This window comes from Pseudoalteromonas sp. SiA1 (assembly GCF_018732205.1).
GTDB classification, from domain to species: domain Bacteria; phylum Pseudomonadota; class Gammaproteobacteria; order Enterobacterales; family Alteromonadaceae; genus Pseudoalteromonas; species Pseudoalteromonas tetraodonis.
On record NZ_CP076084.1, the window covers coordinates 2,679,361 to 2,698,065 of the forward strand.

Genomic DNA, 18,705 nt, shown 5'->3' on the forward strand with positions numbered 1-18,705 from the left:
TTGTAGTTAAGATCTTACTTTCATCTAGTAAACGCCATAAATTAAAGAAAATACAATCATATGGGCTAATTTTTTCAACAATGTGCTCATTCGTTATACTTTAATATTATTACTATATTCATTTTAATTCTATACCATAGCGAAAGCGTATTTTGTTAACGTCTTACAAAGCGTTAAAGTGCCGCGCTAATTCACAGCTATAAAAGAGGGTACTATGTCGCTTGCTGTATTATTAATGTTGGCATTATTTGTCGGTTTGCTGTTCGCGATTTATCTTTTTTCGCAAAAAAGCAGCTCTTTATCTCGTACCGTTTTATTTGGCTTAGTGCTTGGTAGCACCTTTGGCTTAGCCCTACAGTTTTTATTTGCCCACTCTCCAGAGACGATTAAAGAAATACTCAGCTGGGTAAGCGTGGTGGGTAAAGGCTATGTCGGTTTATTAAAAATGATCATCATGCCATTGGTATTAATTTTTATGATTGCCGCAGTGGTAAAGCTCGAAAACCAAGGCTCTTTAGGTAAAATATCATTTATTAGTATTTCTGTTTTACTCTTTACCACAGCAATTGCCGCTTTGGTGGGTATTGCTGTCACCTATGGATTTGACCTCAGTATTGAAGGGCTTGTTTCGGGTACTCGAGAAGCCGCTAGAATGGACACCCTACAAAGCAAAGCTGCGAATGTAGCCGACTTAAGCGTGCCGCAAATGCTACTGAGCTTTATTCCTGAAAACCCCTTTGCGGATTTAAGTAATCAACGTTCAACCTCTATTATTGCCACGGTTATATTTGGTGTCCTTGTTGGTATAGCTGCACGTAAAGTAATGCTGGAAAAAACAGAACTTGCCAGCCCAATTCGTAACGGTGTAAACGCCCTACAAGCTACGGTAATGAGCTTAGTTCGCATGGTGATTGCACTAACGCCTTATGGTGTTGCGGGCCTAATGGCAAGCGTCGTGGCAAACTCTAGCAGTAACGATATTTTAAATTTACTTGCCTTTATTGTTGCCTCGTATGTAGCTATTTTATTGATGTTTGTTGTGCATGGCTTATTGCTTAGCTTTGTGGGTGTAAATCCAAAGCATTATTTTGAAAAAATCTGGCCAGTACTGACCTTTGCATTTAGCTCACGTAGCTCAGCGGCCTCCATTCCTATGAATGTCGATGTGCAAATTAACCAGTTAAAAGTACCACCAGCAATTGCAAACTTATCGGCTTCTTTTGGTGCCACTATTGGTCAAAACGGCTGTGCTGGTATTTATCCTGCGATGCTCGCAATGATGGTTGCGCCAAGTGTGGGGATAGACCCACTTACATTTGAGTTTATTTTACCGCTAATTGGTATTGTGGTTATTAGCTCGTTTGGTATTGCAGGTGTTGGTGGTGGTGCTACCTTCGCAGCGTTGGTTGTATTGCCTACCATGGGATTACCTATAGAGGTTGTGGCTTTACTTATTTCTATTGAACCCTTAATAGATATGGCACGCACAGCACTCAACGTATCGGGCTCTATGACCTCAGGTGTGATCACCAGTAAATTAATGAAAAATCAATAACACAGATTTTAATCTAATAGCCCAGCCTACGCTGGGCTTTTTTATGTCTGCCACTTTCAAAGCTCTTTAGTGATTTGTTTATTTAATCATTTAACTTTAATAAATCATTTTTATAGATTGTATCAATCGGTTTATTTCGCACACGGTTTTTAGCCCCTCTACTATACTATTCGCACTGCTTAGTCATTCAAGCTTTGTAAACAACAACTTGAATGGAGTAAAAGCTCACTAATTTTTAAATTATTAGATTCTATTTTTAATAATAGTAATACGCTTTGTATATAACGAAATTCGTTAACTTTAAGGAAGCTGACAATGAAAAACCGATCATTTACTAAAAAAGCACTTGTTGGATTTATAAGTATGGCACTTATGTCTGGCTCTGCTTTTAGCCAAGAAAAACCACAAATGTCTAAGCCACAAGGTGCTGTTGGCATGGGTGAGGCTAAAATGGGCGCAACCAGAACAAACCAATTTTGGTGGCCAGATCAACTAAACCTATCTCCTCTTCGTGATCATGATCTACGTTCTAACCCTTATGGTGCAGACTTTAATTATGCAGAGGCATTTAACAGCCTAGATTTAGACACAGTAAAAAGTGATATTGACGCCCTACTTACGCAATCTCAAGACTGGTGGCCAGCGGATTTTGGTAACTATGGCCCATTTTTTATTCGTATGACATGGCACAGCGCAGGCACCTACCGTACGCTTGATGGCCGTGGTGGCGCAGGCGGTGGTCAACAACGTTTTGAACCGCTTAACAGCTGGCCAGACAACGTAAGCCTAGATAAAGCACGCCGTTTACTTTGGCCAATTAAACAAAAATACGGAGAAGCACTTTCATGGTCAGACTTAATCGTATTAGCAGGTAACGTTGCTCTAGAAAACATGGGATTTGAAACCTATGGTTTTGCCGGCGGGCGAACTGACGACTGGGAACCAGACATGGTTTACTGGGGTCCAGAAGTAGAAATGCTTGCCAGCGACCGTGAAGATGCCAGCGGCAAATTAGAACGCCCATTAGGTGCAACGCACATGGGTTTAATTTACGTAAATCCTGAAGGCCCTAAAGGGGTTCCTGATCCAATTGGTTCAGCTAAAAATATTCGTGTGGCGTTTTCTCGCATGGCGATGAACGATGAAGAAACACTGGCACTTATCGCCGGTGGTCACACCTTTGGTAAAATGCATGGTGCGCACAAACCTAAAGATTGTGTGGGTGCAGAGCCTGCAGCAGCAGGTATTGAAGAGCAAGGGTTAGGCTGGAAAAACAAATGTGGTAAAGGCCACTCTGAAGATACCGTATCAAGTGGTTTAGAAGGCGCATGGACACAAGCTCCTACTCGCTGGTCATCACTGTACTTGAGCAACCTGCTTAACTTTGAGTGGAAACAAACTCGCAGCCCTGCAGGTGCCATTCAGTGGATCCCAACGGATGAATCGTTACACAACGCTGTACCTGACGCTCATATTAAAGGTAAGTTTAACGCACCAGTAATGACCACGGCCGACTTAGCGTTAAAATTTGACCCAGAGTATCGCAAAATTGCTGAGCGCTTTTTAAACGACCCTAAAGAGTATCAACTTGCATTCGCTAAAGCATGGTACAAATTGACTCACAGAGATATGGGACCACCACGTAACTTTTTAGGTAAAGAAGTACCAAAAGACGACTTAATTTGGCAAGACCCTATTTCAGCAGAAACTCAATCAAACATTGATGCTGGTGCAGTAAAAGAGCTTAAAGCCGCTATTTTAGACTCAAACCTAAGTGTACCTGAGTTAGTACGTGTAGCCTGGGCTTCTGCTGCTAGCTACCGTGATTCAGATATGCGCGGCGGTGCCAACGGTGCACGCATTGCGCTTGCTCCACAAAAGGATTGGGCGGTAAATAATCCAGCCGAAACCGCAAAAGTACTTAACGTATTAAAAGCGATTCAAGCCGACTTTAATGATAGTTTCTTTAGCAAAAGCCAAGTGTCACTGGCCGACCTGATTGTGTTAGGTGGTAATGCAGCGATTGAAAAAGCAGCGAAAGATGCAGGTTACACAGTAGATGTACCGTTTAATGCTGGCCGTGGCGATGCTACGCAAGCGCAAACTGACGTTAATGCATTTAGTTTATTAGAGCTGCCTGCCGATGGCTTTAGAAACTACTTTGATGCAGAAAAAAGCTATAAATCGCCAACTGAAATGCTAATAGATAAAGCCGATCAGCTTGACCTAACCGTGCCAGAAATGACTGTATTAATCGGTGGCTTACGTTCGCTTGATGCAAACTACAAAGGCACTGATTACGGCGTATTTACTGACAAGCCAGGCACTCTAAATAACGACTTCTTTGTTAATTTATTAGATATGTCGACGGTTTGGAAAAAGTCATCAGATGCGGGGATTTATCAAGGCTTTGATCGTCAATCAGGTGAGCAAAAGTACACAGCCACTTCAGTTGATCTGATTTTTGGTTCAAATTCAGAATTGCGTGCAGTTGCCGAAGTATATGCCTTTGATACATCAAAGCAAAAGTTTGTAGAAGACTTTGTTGCGGCATGGACTAAAGTAATGAACTTAGACCGTTAATAACCATTAAGTAATACAACCATAGCGCTGCAATTAATTGCAGCGCTTTTTTATTAAGCTACTTTAAAGCAACCACTCGCTCGCGCAAATCATCGGCATTAACCTTCTGTGCAGCCACCATTTCACCAATAGTCACATTGACCAACGACCACTTTGGTCTAGGCAATCGCCACTTTGTTTTTCGACTAAACATACTGCCCCATAGTCCATCTAAATGAACAGGAATAACAGGCACCGGTGTGCGCTGAATTATTTTTTCAATGCCACGGCGAAATACATCAACTTCGCCATCTCCACTGAGCTTGCCTTCAGGAAAAATTCCCACCAGCTCTCCACGCTCTAGTGCCTGAGCGATATCGTCAAAGGCTTTATTAAACGCCTTAGGATTTGCTTTTTCGCTATCAATTGGAATGGCTTTGGCCATTTTAAACAACCAATTAAGTGCTGGTGAATAATAAATAGGGGCAAACACGACAAACCGAATTGGCCTAGGTGACGCGGCTAAAATAAACATCCAATCAACAAAGCTAACATGGTTACTCACCACCACGGCAGCCCCATCATCGGGCATATTAAGCGTTCCCTTAGTGCGTACTCGATACATGCAAATCGCTAAAATATAAATAATAAAACGTAAGAAAAACTCAGGCACTTTGCTATATATGTACAGCGATATCAGTAAATTAAGCCCTGCTAATAACAACAGTAATTGTGAAATCTCCCAGTGTAAAAGTGTTAGGGTAACAATACTTAAAACAGCGCTGCCCACCATAAATAAGGCGTTTAGTACATTATTGGCAGCAATCACTCGTGAACGGCTATCTGGGTGAGTACGCTGCTGAATAAGTGCATACAGTGGCACCGTATAAAAACCCGCAGCTATACCAATACCAGCCATCCAAATAAAGTGCCAGAGCATATCGCCGGTATTAATCACTTGTTCAAGGGTAAGCAGCGATTCATTAGTTTGGCGATAAAACTCAATGCTTGGCTCTTGGCTTAATAAATATAAAAACAAGCTAATTAAAAGCGCCCCAAAAGGCACAATGCCTAACTCAATACGTGAGCGCGATAGCTTCTCACAAAGTAAAGACCCCAATGCAATACTCAACGAAAACACCACTAAAGCTGAGGTAACCACCAGCTCATCGCCTCCCATTACATGTTTTACATAGTTAGGGAGCGCGGTTAATATCACTGCACCAATCAGCCAAAACCAGCTGATCCCCAATACTGATTTACCCACTGACTCGGTTTGTGCGTTAAGCGCATTAAATACACTTTTGGTCGAGGAAATAGGATTAAGCGATACCTTTAAATTAGCATCATTCGCAGCACTTTTTGGTATAAAACGACTACTCAAATAACCAATAACCGCCAAGCTCACTATCGCGATACTGATATAAACAGGGCCTGCAGCTTGGGTTATATAATAAGTGCCAAATACGGTGCCCAATAAAATAGCCACAAAGGTGCCAGATTCAACTAACCCATTAGCTTTGGTTAATTCATGAGGAGCCACATGCTGCGGTAAAATAGAGTATTTAAGTGGCCCAAAAAAAGTGCTTTGTAAACCCATTAAAAACACAGTACCCAACATTAACCAAACCTGCTCGGTTAAAATAGATACCACGCCCACCAGCATTATTGGAATTTCGCAAAACTTTACGATGCTGATCAACTTTGATTTTTCCAACTTTTCTGCAATTTGACCAGCCATGCCCGAAAATAAAAAGAATGGCAAAATAAATAATCCCGCAGCCACGTTAGAATAAAAAGCACCATCGGCCACCGTAGCAGCCTGAAAAATTAAAATAAGCAGGATTGATTGCTTGTAAACATTGTCATTTAAAGCGGAGAAAAACTGTGTCACAAACAGAGGTAAAAACCGTTTACTGCTCAGTAAAGCTCCTTGATATTGTTGTTTATTTTCCTTCATTACGGTCTCTTAAAATTAGCTACAGCGTTTAGATTACCACTGTGTAAAAGAAATACGAACCCACTTTTTTAAGTACGTGCTCAAAAATATACCTAATCGCTAACACGCAATAAAAATGATTAACAAATGAACAATGCAACTAAATCTTGCGTATAAGTTGTTTATGAGTTGTAAATAAAACATCTATGTTCTAAAACTAAAAGGTGACTAAAAAAGGAGCATCTTTATGCCAACTACAAACACAATAGAAAAAGACACCAAATTCGCACGTTGTTTAGAGTGCAACAAAGTAAATACATTTGCCGCTTTTCATTGGCTTTCGTTAGCGTTTAAGGATATGGCGCGCGCGCCCATGCTGAGCTTAATTTACGGTTTAATCTTCACACTTATTCCCGTAGCGATTGTTTACTCTGTTGTACTTACCGACAGCCACCTTGCCATACTGCCAGCCACGGTTGCATTTGCCTTAATAGGTCCTGTGTTTGCGGTTGGTTTGTACGATGTGGCTTGGGAGCTTGAAAAAGGCCATAAACCTACTTTAAGCCATTCATTAAAATCGATGTTTCGTAACCCTGTAGGTGAGTGGGGTTTTGCCGTGTTACTTATGGTAATTATGGTTATTTGGATGCGCTTAGCTGCAATTGTTCATGCATTGTACCCAAGCCATGCAAACCCAACATTTGAAGAGCTTTCGGCGTTTTTAACCATAGGCAGTATTATTGGCGGTATTTTACTGGTTAGTGTGTTTTCAATTTCGGCATTTACCCCGCAAATTATGATGGAAAGACGCGTTGATATAATGACTGCCGTGGTTTCTTCAATACATGCAGTTAAAGAAAACTTTGCAGCCATGCTGGTGTGGTCTATTTGTATATTTGTACTTGTGGCACTGGGCTTTGCTGCGGGTGCCGCTGGATTCATTATTATTATGCCACTACTTAGTTACGCTAGTTGGCACGGTTACATTGCGGTTATTAAAACTAAAAAAGAACGTGGTTACGAATAACATTCACCCATAGTCATTTTTTATCACTTAATAAAACGCTTTAGGGTGTTTTATTAAGTGATGCCTGTTTCCCTCCTGTGAATTAAATCTGCAAAAACCTTGATCTCAATAAGGTGCAAAGCTTAAAAAGCGCGCTAATATAATGTGATATACCACACGCTTTATAAAGGAATAAACATGAGTCAAAACGTTGCAGACTTAATGACACCTAACCCATTCTCAGTGAATATAAAAAGTACTTTGCACGACGCACATAATTTAATGAAAGAAAAAAATGTTCGTCACATTCCCGTTATCGACGAAGATGGCGCATTTGTTGGCATGCTTACGCAAAAAATTATGGTCGCCAAAGTAATGGGGATCATGGCTACTTTTGGCGCAAATGCACTACAACGCAAAGAAAAACTCACAAAAGTAGAAGATATTATGGTGAGTGACTTTATTAGTGTCACTCCAGCCCAGCCATTATCAGATGTGGTTAAGTTTTTTGTAGAGAATCGCCATGGCTGTATGCCTGTGGTTAGCGAGCAAGGTCAGCTGGTAGGTATTTTAACCTCTTCTGATTTTGTGCGCTTAGCTGCGGCGCTATTATCTTAACTTAATAGCACAATAAAAAACCTGCGTTTTGAATTTACCCAAAGCGCAGCTATTTTTATAAACAAATACCTACCCAGAAGCCTCTTCGTATATAGCTAAGTCACTAACAGCCTGTTATGGTAAACAGCTCTACTTTCAGCAGTTATTACTAAAAGGTAATTTGTCATATGGCTAATCAATTAAATGTATTAGGAACTCGCCTACAGCTATGTTGTGGCAATGGCGGCTATACTCGCGAAGGGTTTTGCTATGTGCCAGATTCAGACTTTGGTAATCACAGTGTGTGCGCCATTATGACCGACGAATTTTTGCAATTTTCTAAGGCGCAAGGTAACGATTTAATTAGCCCTAATCCTTTGTATGATTTTGCAGGCTTAAAAGCTGGCGATAAATGGTGCTTATGTGCGATTCGTTGGTATCATGCCATTGCTGCAAATGTTGCTCCTCCTGTTGTACTTGAAGCAACAAACCAAAAAGCGCTAGATATTATTCCCCTTGAAGTATTAAAAGCACATCAATATACCGGGTAATGATTTGAGCGCTCAGCTTGCAATATTAAAGTATTATAACCACCCTTTATGTTTAAAAAATAAATAAGGGGCAAAGCCCGACAGTAACATAATGCCAATTGCAAATGGATAACCCCATTCCCATTGTAGCTCAGGCATTATATTAAAATTCATACCATACACACTAGCCACTACTGTAGGCGGTAAGAAAACCACTGAGGCAATAGAAAAGGTTTTAATAATTTGATTTTGTTCAATATTAATAAAGCCTTGTGTTGAATCCATCAAAAAGTTCACCTTGTCGAACAAAAAGGTACAGTGCGACATTAAAGTTTCTATATCGAGTACAATTTCTCGAAGAGATTCGCGCTCATCATTTTGCGCGCCTATACGGCGTATTAAGAACGAAATATTGCGTCGCGTATCCATTAAACATAAACGCACTTTACCATTAGCATCTTCTAAGCGAGCTATGCGACCAACCGCCTCTTCTAAGTCTGAGTTATCTTCTTCAAGTACATAAGCACTGAGCTTCTCTAATTGATGATGCATGTCTTCGAGCATATCCGCGTGGTTTTCAACTTTTTGATCAAATAAAGTGATTAATAATTGTTTTGCTGTATCGCATGCCACCTGACCTTTGCGCGCTCTTAAGCGCAGTAGTCTAAAATCAGCCAATTCCTCATCACGAATAGTAAGTAAGCAATTGTTTTGCAACAAACAAGCTACCGTTACAGTATTAAATCGCCCTTCATTAGGTGACATAAACAATGCATGCACATGTAAACCTTCATTATCGATAAAGCACCTAGACGACGTTTCAATCTCTTCTACATCTACCGAATCTGGAAAAGTTATATTGAGCGTTTTTGCAAGCGCATTTTGCTCCTGCGGTGTTGGATTAATAGTATCAATCCAATGTGCATTCTTTATGGATACTTCAACAGGGGTATCAGGTAAAGGCGCTAACTCTTTGATCACTCCTTGCTCGATGGAAAAAAACCTCAACATACACTTCTCCTTTAATGAATCTTTAAGTTGAGTATATGTAACAGGACATTAATCAACAATGATAATACCTTCATTATAACCACTATAAAGGGCACGCTATTCGCTAACACTTTAAAGTACTGCTGTTTTGCAGAATTTACAAAAAAGTGCATATTTTTCATATGCACTTAATCTTACTGCTTTATCAAGTACTATAAATAAAAATTAAACTGCTATTTTTCAGTTAGTTAAAACTATATCACTATCGGCATGACGATTGCTTCTATAAATACAAGAGGTGTTCGTTATCGCAATTTAAATACTCACTAGAGTAAAGCGAGCACTATTTTTGAAATAGTAGGAGGAATCATGAGTAACAGTAATAATGCAAATAAAGTCGCTGAATTTACCGCTCCCGGTGTAGAAAACGAATCAGCAAATAAAGCAATATCTGTACTAGAAAATCGCATGGTAGCGCTAATTGATTTACAGCTAACTTTAAAACATATTCATTGGAATGTAGTAGGTCCAAACTTTATTGGCGTACATGAAATGCTAGACCCACAAGTAGAAACCGTCCGTGAAATGACCGACACCATAGCAGAACGTATTGCCACTTTAGGCGGCGTCCCAGTTGGCACACCAAAATCGATTGTTGAGCGTCGTACATGGGAAGATTACGCCATAGGTAAAGGCTTAGTAACTGAACACTTAGCCGCATTAGACAAAGTATATAACGGCGTTAACGGTGATCACCGTAAAGCCATAGAATCACTTGCTGAGCTTGATCCGGTATCTGAAGATATGATCATTGCGCAACTTGCAGAGCTTGAGCAATATCAGTGGTTTGTTCGCGCCCACATAGAATCATCTACTGGTCAATTGAACAGCTAATTTTTAAAGCAGTCATTTGACTTATAAAGCCCAGTAACTTGCTGGGCTTTTTTGTTTTTAAACTATATTCCTCTTATTAATACACTAGAAATCCCCCTATTTAGCGCATCTAACACGTTTAGTTACTATACTTATTATTAAAGAGAACTTACTATCGACTCCTAATTATTAGCAGGGAATTTGAAGTGTTGTCGCGTCTATATAGCTTTATGCCAGGTTTACACACCTTATTTAATTATCAACGCCAATGGTTTGCTGATGATGTGAGGGCGGCATTATCGGTTGCAGCCGTTGCTTTACCTGTTGCTATAGCTTATGCGCAACTTACAGGCGTTAATGCTGCAGTTGGCCTGTATTCTTGCGTATTACCTATGATGCTTTATGCACTTTTTGGTACCTCTAAACAGCTTATTATTGGCCCTGATGCCGCAACATGTGCGGTTATTGCAGCAGTTGTTACTCCACTTGCTGCAGGCGATAGCTTTAAACATTGGCAATTAGTGATCACCATGACCGCAATGACCGGTTTTTGGTGCTTTATTGCCAGCCGCTTTAAGCTAGGTGTATTAGCCGACTTTTTATCTAAACCAATTTTAATGGGGTTATTAAACGGTGTGGCTATTACCATTATTGTTGGTCAGTTTTCTAAAGTATTTGGCTTTACCTTTGATGAACGCTACTTGCTTGAGCGTTTAGGTGGCGTCCCTACGTATTTATCGCAAACTCATATTCCCACCTTGCTAATGGCTTTATTTACCCTCGGCGTTTACTTTGTGTTAAAGCGCTTAAAACCTACATGGCCAGCCTCTATGTTTGCCATTGCACTAGGTGCGGTATTCGTTTGGTTGTTTAATTTAGAGCAGTTTGAAATAAAAACCATAGGCACAGTAACCGGTGGTTTGCCTGTGTTTAACACTCCAGTATTTGACGTGGGTATTATTCGAGAACTTGTTGTACCTGCACTCAACTTAGCCATAGTTAGCTTTGTCAGCATGATGCTAACAGCGCGAAGCTTTGCAGCAAAGAATGGCTACGACATCGATGCCGATAAAGAATTTAGAGCCTTGGGCATCGCTAATTTAGCGTCAGCATTATCACAAGGCTTTGCCGTTAGTGGTGCCGACTCACGCACAGCCGTAAACGACGACTCTGGCGGAAAAACCCAATTAGTTTCGATTATAGCTGCCGCTATTATTGGCGTTATCGCTCTTTTTTTAACGGCGCCGCTTGAGTTTATTCCCAGTGCTGCACTCGGGATTGTATTAATAATTGCCTCTGTTCACCTGCTTGATTTAAAGGCAGTCTGGCAATTAAAATTTAAAGATAAGCAGGCATTTTACTTAGCCTCAGCCACACTTTTTGCTGTGCTGTTTATTGGTGTTATACCAGGAATTACCCTTGCTGTATTACTAGGGTTATTTCAATTTATTCGAACTGTTATGCGCCCATCAGACACCATTTTAGGTGTGGATATAAAAGGCGTAGTAAGAAGCTTAGACGAAACAGATAAAGCCAAAGCAGTACAAGGGGTTTTTATATATCGTTTTAATTCTCCTTTAACCTATTTTAATGCCAGTTATTTTAAACGCCGCTTGTTAGAGCAATATGCAAGACAAAAAGAAGATACGCAATGTGTCATTATTGATGCTGTGCCCTGCTTCACTCATCTTGATTTAAGCGTTATGGCCATGCTCGCAGACCTAGATGTGATATTTAAAAAACGAGGTATTCGATTAGAGCTAGCAGGAAGAAAACGCCAGCTACTTTCTTGGTTTAAAACCGCTGGTATCGCCTCAGGTAAAGACGGTATTTATATTCATTCAGACTTATACATTGCCTTACAAAAAAACAGCGTCAGTCAGCATGTCGACGAGGTTACGATGTTTCAATCGCAAAACTCCGAAGAGATAAATGCAGGTAATAATTAGGGTTATTATTTTTCCTCAACTACACTAGATGAGTCATTTATTGTGAATGACTCTTTATAAAAACAATAGAGTGTTCAAGCATTTTAATAAATCAACACTTAATAATAAGCGTAGCCTTATTACCTTTTCTTGCTACTTACTAAGCCTTAAAAATACAAACAATAGCCAGATGCAAATATCATACAGCGCAGTAAATACATAGTTTAGTCGCTAATGCGGTCGCTTTTAGTTTTAGCTAATTAGCCATAAGTTGTTTATGGCTATGGTTTATCAATTGCCGCTCACTAAACCCAATGAAAGACAAAGGAGCTACCATGAAATATACATTAATAATTTTATGCTTAATTGCACTTGCAGGTTGCGATAAAGGCGTTGATTCTCCAAGGGGGTTTAGCTTACCAGAGGGAAATGCTGAAAAAGGTAAAGCCGTTTTTATTAAGTATGAGTGTTTGGCATGCCATACGCTTGCAGGTGTAGAAGATGACAGTATAAAAAAACATGACGATATTTCTATCAGACTAGGCGGAAATAAAACCAAAATAGTCACTTACGCTGAGTTAGTTACATCGGTTATTAACCCTTCGCACCGCTTTTCGAGGCCTTACAGAGCTGATGCTAGAACCCCCGATGGAGCATCTAAAATGACGGTATTTAACGACACCATGACCGTTTCTGAACTTACTGATTTAGTAACCTTTTTACAGCCAAATTATAAACTTATTCCTTATCACAGAACGAAGTACTCTGATTACAAATAAATAGTTATAGGTAAGCATAAACAAAAAAGCCGTTATTAAACAACGGCTTTTTATTATAGATTATGTATAACTCTATTCAGCATTAACCATGTCTTCAAACTTCATACCAGTTAATTTAGTCAGTACTTTAATTACATAAACAAAAATACCAATGAGCATGAGCATAGACGGAATAGCAATTACCGGATAACTCAATAGCGTCATTTCACCAAGCTGTTCGTTAAATTCAACGGAGCCTGCAGGGCTGGTAACAATCCATTTAGCAAGGATGTAATTCATCGTAGATGAAAACACAAAGGTCAGCGCTAAGAGGTAATTAGCATTGGTGATTTTTTGTTTAAAGCTTTGTGTATTGCCTCGTGCATCTAAGGCATCATAAATAGTATCTAGCTTAAATAAAAGTGAGTTTAATAAAAGTTTGGCTAGTAACGGTTTGCCAAAAAAGCCCGACATCAGCACGGTAAAACCAATGATTGCCGGAATAGCTGCTTCTTTAATAGCTAACCACTCAACGTTTAGCTCAAACAAGGCAATACCACCGGTAAGCAAAGTACTTAAAAAGCCTAAAAGCGAGATGAAGTTTAATGAGCCCGCTTTTATAAAATCATAAATACCGTAACTAATAGGAAATATAAGCGCGACAATTAAACCAGTCACACTGCCTAAATATTCAGGGCCAGAAAACTTCATTAAAATGACTGAAGGGATGATGATATTAAAGACTATTTCGATAAGCGGATTATTTTTTTTACGCTTATTTGTAGCTTGATTATTACTGGTCATTTTTAGTTCCAAAAAATATTACTGCTGCCATTAATTTCCCCTAATGTGGAATAAATAATGCTAAATATTGCTTCTTTGCATAATACCCGCAATAAGCCCGCTATTCTAGCATGGCACTTAGTCATATTATTTTATTATGTAGCGCTTACTCTGCAGTAATATAGGTATAAATTGAGGCGTTAATTAAATCACCAGTCGTATTTTCAGCCCTCAAAGACTATATTAAAGCTACAAAAAATAAATTAGTTTAAAGTCATGCTCAGTAGTAAGTATTTATCTACATCGTACTTTTGGTTATTTTTATTGATGGTTTGTGTGCATCAAAAGGCCGCTGCCAAACAAATTATTGCTGTTGCCGAATTAAGTGGACTGTTTCAACACGCTGCTAATAATCAACACCAAGGGGTTTATCATGCGTTATTAACCAAAGCACTCGCAGATACAAAACTGAGTGATCAATACATAATTGAAGTCATGCCAATGAAACGCGCTAAGCTTGAGTTTTTAAAACAAACTGTTGCTTGCTATGCACCAGGTGAGGACACCTTTGATGGCTCAGAAGGGATTACATTACCTAAAAACATTTTACACAGCACACCTTTTAACAAAGCACTGATCAAAGTGGTTTCTAATAACCCAAAGCGAGTTATTTCAAACGTAGGCCAAATTAATAACAGCGATATTATTAGCATTGTTCGAGGGGTGCCCAGTAGTCGTGAGCTAGATAGAATAAAAGAAAAAGCCAAAATAGTAATTGAAGTAAATAGCGAAATGGAAAGCTTACAACTTTTATTACTCGGGCGAGTAGACTTAATATTAGCGTTTTACCCCGATATTAACTTTGCCTATAAAGCGTTAAATATACACCCCCATCTACCCTATAGTAATAACTACTCACCGGTGAGCATTAACGATAATATTATTTGCCACCCAAGCTATAAAAAAGACTTTGAAAAAATAAACAAAAAAATTACCGAATATCTGCAAAACGGTGAAATGAAAATATTATTAAATGATTATTTTATTCATTAACCTCTATTTAAAGCCTGCATAGGGTTGCGCCATATAAAACTCCCTTTTACAGCTTGGAAAACCTTCTCGCTTGCTCTAGTATCTAGTTGTCTTAGCTCATAATTTGCATTTTAATGAAATCATTTCCGTCACTGTACTTTGCCAATTTATTCTTAATTATTGGTACCGGCTTACTTACTACCTATTTAGCGCTTTATTTAGGTAAACAAGGCACGTCTACGTTTTGGATAGGCCTAATGACCTCGTGTTATTACCTTGGCTTATTACTGGGTTCAAAACTTGGCTATCATCTTATTAAATCGGTGGGTCACATCAGAACCTTTGCCGCCAGTACTGCGGCGGTTACTGCCTGTGTGGCTGCTCACGGGGTGAGCGATAATCTTTATATATGGTTAGGCCTTAGGCTTTTTGTTGGCTTAGGTATGATGTGTAATTACATGGTGCTAGAAAGCTGGCTAAATGAACAGTCAGCCCCCGAATCACGCGGCCGCGTATTCTCGTTTTATATGATCACTTCATACTTGGGGATGATTTTAGGGCAATTAGCGCTCGCACAATTTCCTGAGCTAGGTTATGCGCCGCTATTTTTAGTCTGCATGGCGTTAGCAATCGGTATTATTCCTATTTCTATCACTCGTAGAATCCACCCAAAACCCTTAAAACCGATAAAAATGAGCCTGTTTGATTACGCTAAAAAAGTGCCACAATCGCTTACTGCGGTCCACTTTGCAGGTATTATCAATGGTAGCTTTTATGGTCTAGCACCTATTTTTGCTAAGCTATCTGGCTTTAACGCTGCTGAAATTGCTATTTTTATGTCGCTAACTATTTTAGCCGGCCTACTAGCCCAGTGGCCAATGGGCATGCTCTCTGATCGTATTCGCCGCAGTTTATTAATTCGTACTAATGCCATAGCTATAGGCATTGTGAGTTTGGCATTGTTTTTATTACCAAGCTCACAGTTAATTGCTTACATACTGACCTTTATATTTGGTTTGTTTGCCTTTACTTTATATCCGCTTTGTTCGGCATTGGCCAATTCGCGAGTTGAAGACGAAGAACGCGTAGGCGTGTCATCAGCGTTATTGGTTGCTTTTGGCGCTGGTGCGGCAATAGGCTCAACAGTTAACGCACAGTTCATGAGCTACTTTGGTCACCAAGCATTGTATGCGTCTATTTCGCTATTAACCGTAACCATGTATTTATTACTCACGTTTATTAATTCTAAACAAAAAGTAGAGCAGCCTGAACCCAGTGATTATGTGGTCGGTACGTCCGATGTAACTAACTCGCCACTGGCAGCAACTATGGATCCCCGTATTGAAGAAACCACCGCACAAGATCAAATGTTGGTTGTGGATGACGAAGAAATAGATGATGAGTTTTTTGAACATCCCCAAGGGGAGCTGTTTAAAGATCTTCACGAAGATGACGTGAAAAATTAATTTTTACTGCTTTTAAGTGTTTTAAAAAACACGCTAAGCAAACATCAATTAAGGGAGTCATTATACTCCCTTAATTGTTTTAGATTTTAAGCAAACCCTGTTTCAATATCTCGAAAAGTCCACTTGCCATTTGGATCTGCAATATCAATTAACTCACATGCCTTTTTATTCCATGCAGCCAAGCAAGTAATATAGTTTGTTAGTTGATGATACGCACGATCAGGAGCATCTGGGCGAATTCTCGACATGGTAAACCCTGAATAAGTAGCACCACTACCTACCCAGCTCACAATTGAAGAAGCAACACTACCACCAGGAACAGCAAAACCAACTGTTGTAGTAACAAGGCCTAAAATAGTTGCCGCTTTCTCAACACTATTACCTGTTTTCATAATATCTTCGTTTATCACTGGGTGTAATAAAGCTAATAAGTTGATTGCTTGGGGCTGATTTGAAGCAATAGCAACATCGTTAGATGTTTTTGCAACACTACCGGGTGCTGAAGCTCCCCCACGCATAGCAGGAAGTAAGCTATTAAAAGATTTTTGACTATTATTACTGGTAGAAAAAACAACGGACTGTGTCGTTAAGCCACCGGCTTTAACACGCTTTTGATCCCTAGGTGTTACAGTAGATTTATAGGTGCGTTGTAAGCGGCGATAAACCGCAGCACTGCACTGTGTCATTTGGATTGCCAAAGCGGCTTGCTCTTTGAAAGCCCGCCCAATAGCGCGCTCAGAAAGTTGAGTTAGTTGCGCTTTTTTCTTCAGCACATTTTGACCAATGATAATATCCACAAAAATATCCTTATTTATTATATGATAAGGCCGATTCTAGCATAATGCTAAGCAGAGATAACAGCCCAAAAAGAAAAACCTCATTGGCTTATCTGTGGCTTTATATCGCTTAAATCTAAATGGATAGTCATTTCAAAATTATCAGGCTGTACAGCAACATCACTCAAACCGGTTCTCGCAAAATAATCTTCAAAGTCTTGCTGATATTTAGCCGAGAACTGCGTATACGCGGTAATAAACAAACTCAACTTTTTAGCTATTATTGGATAGGTAACGGCAAGTTCCCGCAATTTTTCAGGTTCAGCAAAGACAAATTCAGCATAAATATTAAAGTCGTTCTCAATATTAGTTTTACCATATTTAGATAAAAACCCATTTTCATAATCAGGCCCTATATTTCTATCTTGCGTTAAAGCCTCATAGTTCGAGGATACAGGCTTCCACTCTTTTGGCAGCAAAGCTTGCCATGCAAAAATAACGAAAGGTGAACGCATATAAACCAACGAGCTTAATTCATGATGAACCCCCTTCAACGAATTTTCGAAATTAAAATTCATGCCATTCCATCCTGAGAGATTAACTAGAATTATGGAATTACTTGAATAGGTTCCTCCAGCAGCAGCCCCCTCTATAAGCATAGGTCCAGAGAGGTAAATAGCGTCAATTGCTTCAGCAACAAACCCTGGAGGATAGGTCGTTAATGCGGCCTCAATACCATCGAGTGACTCAGAAGCATCTGCAAGCGTAGTCATTTCCATTTCAAGAATTGGAGGCTCTCCATCACTAACTGTAAATTGTTCAGGGAAAAATAAACGGGGTTCACCAGCTTGAATGTCTACTTCGTGTGTTTTGGATAAACGATTAGCTTGCTCTGTTTCACTTTCGAAATATGAACACGCACTAACAAATAATAAAAAAACGAATATTGCTTTTTTCATTTATAAAATCCTTTTTAATGAGCATGCCTGAATGTTGCCACCGCTACTACTGAGAAGCAAAATCTAACAACAGCAGGGAAGCAACTTAAAGCTCTAAATTTCATCTACCTAGAGTAGATAAAATAGAAAATAACAGGCAAACCTTAAATTAACTACATTCTTTTTAGCCAACCCAAAATAAAAAAATCAAGAGACCTTTTATATAGGTTAAATACTACCCCTGTATTTTTAATTAAATTTTAAAACTATTTGACCCCTTTTCTATTTGCCAACCGTTATAGCTCTGAAACAACATAATAAGTTAATTTGGAGCGGCTTATGCACACACTTGAATTCCCTAAAAACCCCATGTTCAAAACATCAACAGCTGTTCTTGGCGGTGCTGTGATGACCTTTATTGCATTCGCCTTTATGCAATACTTAATTAGTGGCGAACAAAGAGCACCTATAAAATTGGGTGATGATATTACTGTTGAGATTTTTCAAGCACCAGAAGATAAACAAACCACGCATATTAAAAGAATACCGCCACCACCCACACCTAAAGTGCCGCCTAAAACACCACCACGTGTAACACCTAGCAATGAGCCAATAACAGCAATAAGCACAGCACCACCCATAGTAATTAACGGATTTGGTAACGATATGAAGCAAACACTGACCCGCCCTACGGGAGATGCTTCACCCATTGTGCGCATAAATCCAAAGTACCCAACTAGCGCAGCACGTGATGGTATAGAAGGCTGGGTGCAACTTAGCTTTAATATTTCACCCACTGGTGAAGTGATTGATGCCACAGTAGTAAATGCCGAACCAAAACGCATATTTGATCGCGAGGCACTTCGCGCAATTAAACGCTGGAAATATCGTCCAAAAGTAATTGAAGGTGTGGCACAATTACAAACAGGTCAAACCGTACAGCTTGATTTTAAATTAGACAGTTCGCAGTAA

The 18,705-nt window shown here is 39.6% G+C and carries 16 protein-coding genes; 11 read left to right on the plus strand and 5 right to left on the minus strand.

All coding sequences use genetic code 11. From position 1 onward, the window contains the following. The first annotated feature begins 214 nt into the window (after window positions 1-214). Entirely contained in the window at window positions 215-1,555 is a 1,341-nt protein-coding gene (locus tag KK487_RS12445) for an L-cystine transporter (protein ID WP_024601432.1), read from the plus strand. A 315-nt stretch (window positions 1,556-1,870) separates the two neighbouring features. Continuing rightward, complete coding sequence (gene katG / locus KK487_RS12450) at window positions 1,871-4,138, plus strand: catalase/peroxidase HPI (RefSeq protein ID WP_215521817.1); 2,268 nt, start codon at window positions 1,871-1,873, stop codon at window positions 4,136-4,138. 58 nt (window positions 4,139-4,196) lie between these two features. Here katG and KK487_RS12455 read toward each other — a convergent pair whose 3' ends face one another. Then, the gene (locus tag KK487_RS12455; RefSeq protein WP_215521818.1) at window positions 4,197-6,077 is read right to left on the minus strand and encodes an MFS transporter; all 1,881 of its coding nucleotides are present in this window, start codon (window positions 6,075-6,077) and stop codon (window positions 4,197-4,199) included. Between the two features lie 226 nt (window positions 6,078-6,303). Between KK487_RS12455 and KK487_RS12460 the strand changes: the two genes are divergently transcribed. From KK487_RS12460 to KK487_RS12470, 3 genes are all read left to right on the plus strand, one after another. Further along, window positions 6,304-7,083, plus strand: a complete 780-nt coding sequence (locus KK487_RS12460) for a DUF2189 domain-containing protein (RefSeq protein ID WP_016900498.1) — start codon at window positions 6,304-6,306, stop codon at window positions 7,081-7,083. A gap of 177 nt (window positions 7,084-7,260) precedes the next feature. Next, window positions 7,261-7,680, plus strand: a complete 420-nt coding sequence (locus tag KK487_RS12465) for a CBS domain-containing protein (RefSeq protein ID WP_016900499.1) — start codon at window positions 7,261-7,263, stop codon at window positions 7,678-7,680. A gap of 167 nt (window positions 7,681-7,847) precedes the next feature. Next, window positions 7,848-8,210, plus strand: a complete 363-nt coding sequence (locus tag KK487_RS12470; protein ID WP_016900500.1) for a DUF2237 family protein — start codon at window positions 7,848-7,850, stop codon at window positions 8,208-8,210. Between the two features lie 33 nt (window positions 8,211-8,243). Here the strand turns inward: KK487_RS12470 and corA are convergent, their stop codons facing one another. Beyond that, entirely contained in the window at window positions 8,244-9,200 is a 957-nt protein-coding gene (corA, locus tag KK487_RS12475; RefSeq protein ID WP_016900502.1) for a magnesium/cobalt transporter CorA, read from the minus strand. Between the two features lie 348 nt (window positions 9,201-9,548). Between corA and dps the strand changes: the two genes are divergently transcribed. The 3 genes from dps to KK487_RS12490 all read left to right on the plus strand — a co-directional run bounded on the left by dps (window position 9,549) and on the right by KK487_RS12490 (window position 12,759). Beyond that, window positions 9,549-10,073 (plus strand): DNA starvation/stationary phase protection protein Dps, encoded by a 525-nt coding sequence (gene dps, locus KK487_RS12480; protein WP_016900503.1) that lies wholly within the window; start codon window positions 9,549-9,551, stop codon window positions 10,071-10,073. A 185-nt stretch (window positions 10,074-10,258) separates the two neighbouring features. After that, complete coding sequence (locus tag KK487_RS12485; protein ID WP_016900504.1) at window positions 10,259-12,001, plus strand: SulP family inorganic anion transporter; 1,743 nt, start codon at window positions 10,259-10,261, stop codon at window positions 11,999-12,001. 314 nt (window positions 12,002-12,315) lie between these two features. Next, complete coding sequence (locus KK487_RS12490) at window positions 12,316-12,759, plus strand: c-type cytochrome (RefSeq protein WP_028835688.1); 444 nt, start codon at window positions 12,316-12,318, stop codon at window positions 12,757-12,759. 72 nt (window positions 12,760-12,831) lie between these two features. Here the strand turns inward: KK487_RS12490 and KK487_RS12495 are convergent, their stop codons facing one another. Next, complete coding sequence (locus KK487_RS12495; RefSeq protein ID WP_028835687.1) at window positions 12,832-13,542, minus strand: VC0807 family protein; 711 nt, start codon at window positions 13,540-13,542, stop codon at window positions 12,832-12,834. A 255-nt stretch (window positions 13,543-13,797) separates the two neighbouring features. Here KK487_RS12495 and KK487_RS12500 point away from each other — a divergent pair, with 255 nt between their 5' ends. Together KK487_RS12500 and KK487_RS12505 are read left to right on the plus strand one after the other, a co-directional pair. Continuing rightward, complete coding sequence (locus KK487_RS12500) at window positions 13,798-14,574, plus strand: transporter substrate-binding domain-containing protein (protein ID WP_024601439.1); 777 nt, start codon at window positions 13,798-13,800, stop codon at window positions 14,572-14,574. A gap of 113 nt (window positions 14,575-14,687) precedes the next feature. Next, complete coding sequence (locus KK487_RS12505; RefSeq protein ID WP_036956616.1) at window positions 14,688-16,019, plus strand: MFS transporter; 1,332 nt, start codon at window positions 14,688-14,690, stop codon at window positions 16,017-16,019. Between the two features lie 86 nt (window positions 16,020-16,105). Here the strand turns inward: KK487_RS12505 and KK487_RS12510 are convergent, their stop codons facing one another. Both KK487_RS12510 and KK487_RS12515 read right to left on the minus strand, forming a co-directional pair. After that, window positions 16,106-16,816, minus strand: a complete 711-nt coding sequence (locus tag KK487_RS12510; RefSeq protein WP_010387555.1) for a hypothetical protein — start codon at window positions 16,814-16,816, stop codon at window positions 16,106-16,108. Window positions 16,817-16,896: 80 nt separating this feature from the next. Continuing rightward, window positions 16,897-17,754: a hypothetical protein gene (locus tag KK487_RS12515; RefSeq protein ID WP_036956617.1), complete on the minus strand. Its 858-nt coding sequence runs from the start codon at window positions 17,752-17,754 to the stop codon at window positions 16,897-16,899. A 318-nt stretch (window positions 17,755-18,072) separates the two neighbouring features. Between KK487_RS12515 and KK487_RS12520 the strand changes: the two genes are divergently transcribed. Further along, the gene (locus KK487_RS12520; protein WP_036956618.1) at window positions 18,073-18,705 is read left to right on the plus strand and encodes an energy transducer TonB; all 633 of its coding nucleotides are present in this window, start codon (window positions 18,073-18,075) and stop codon (window positions 18,703-18,705) included.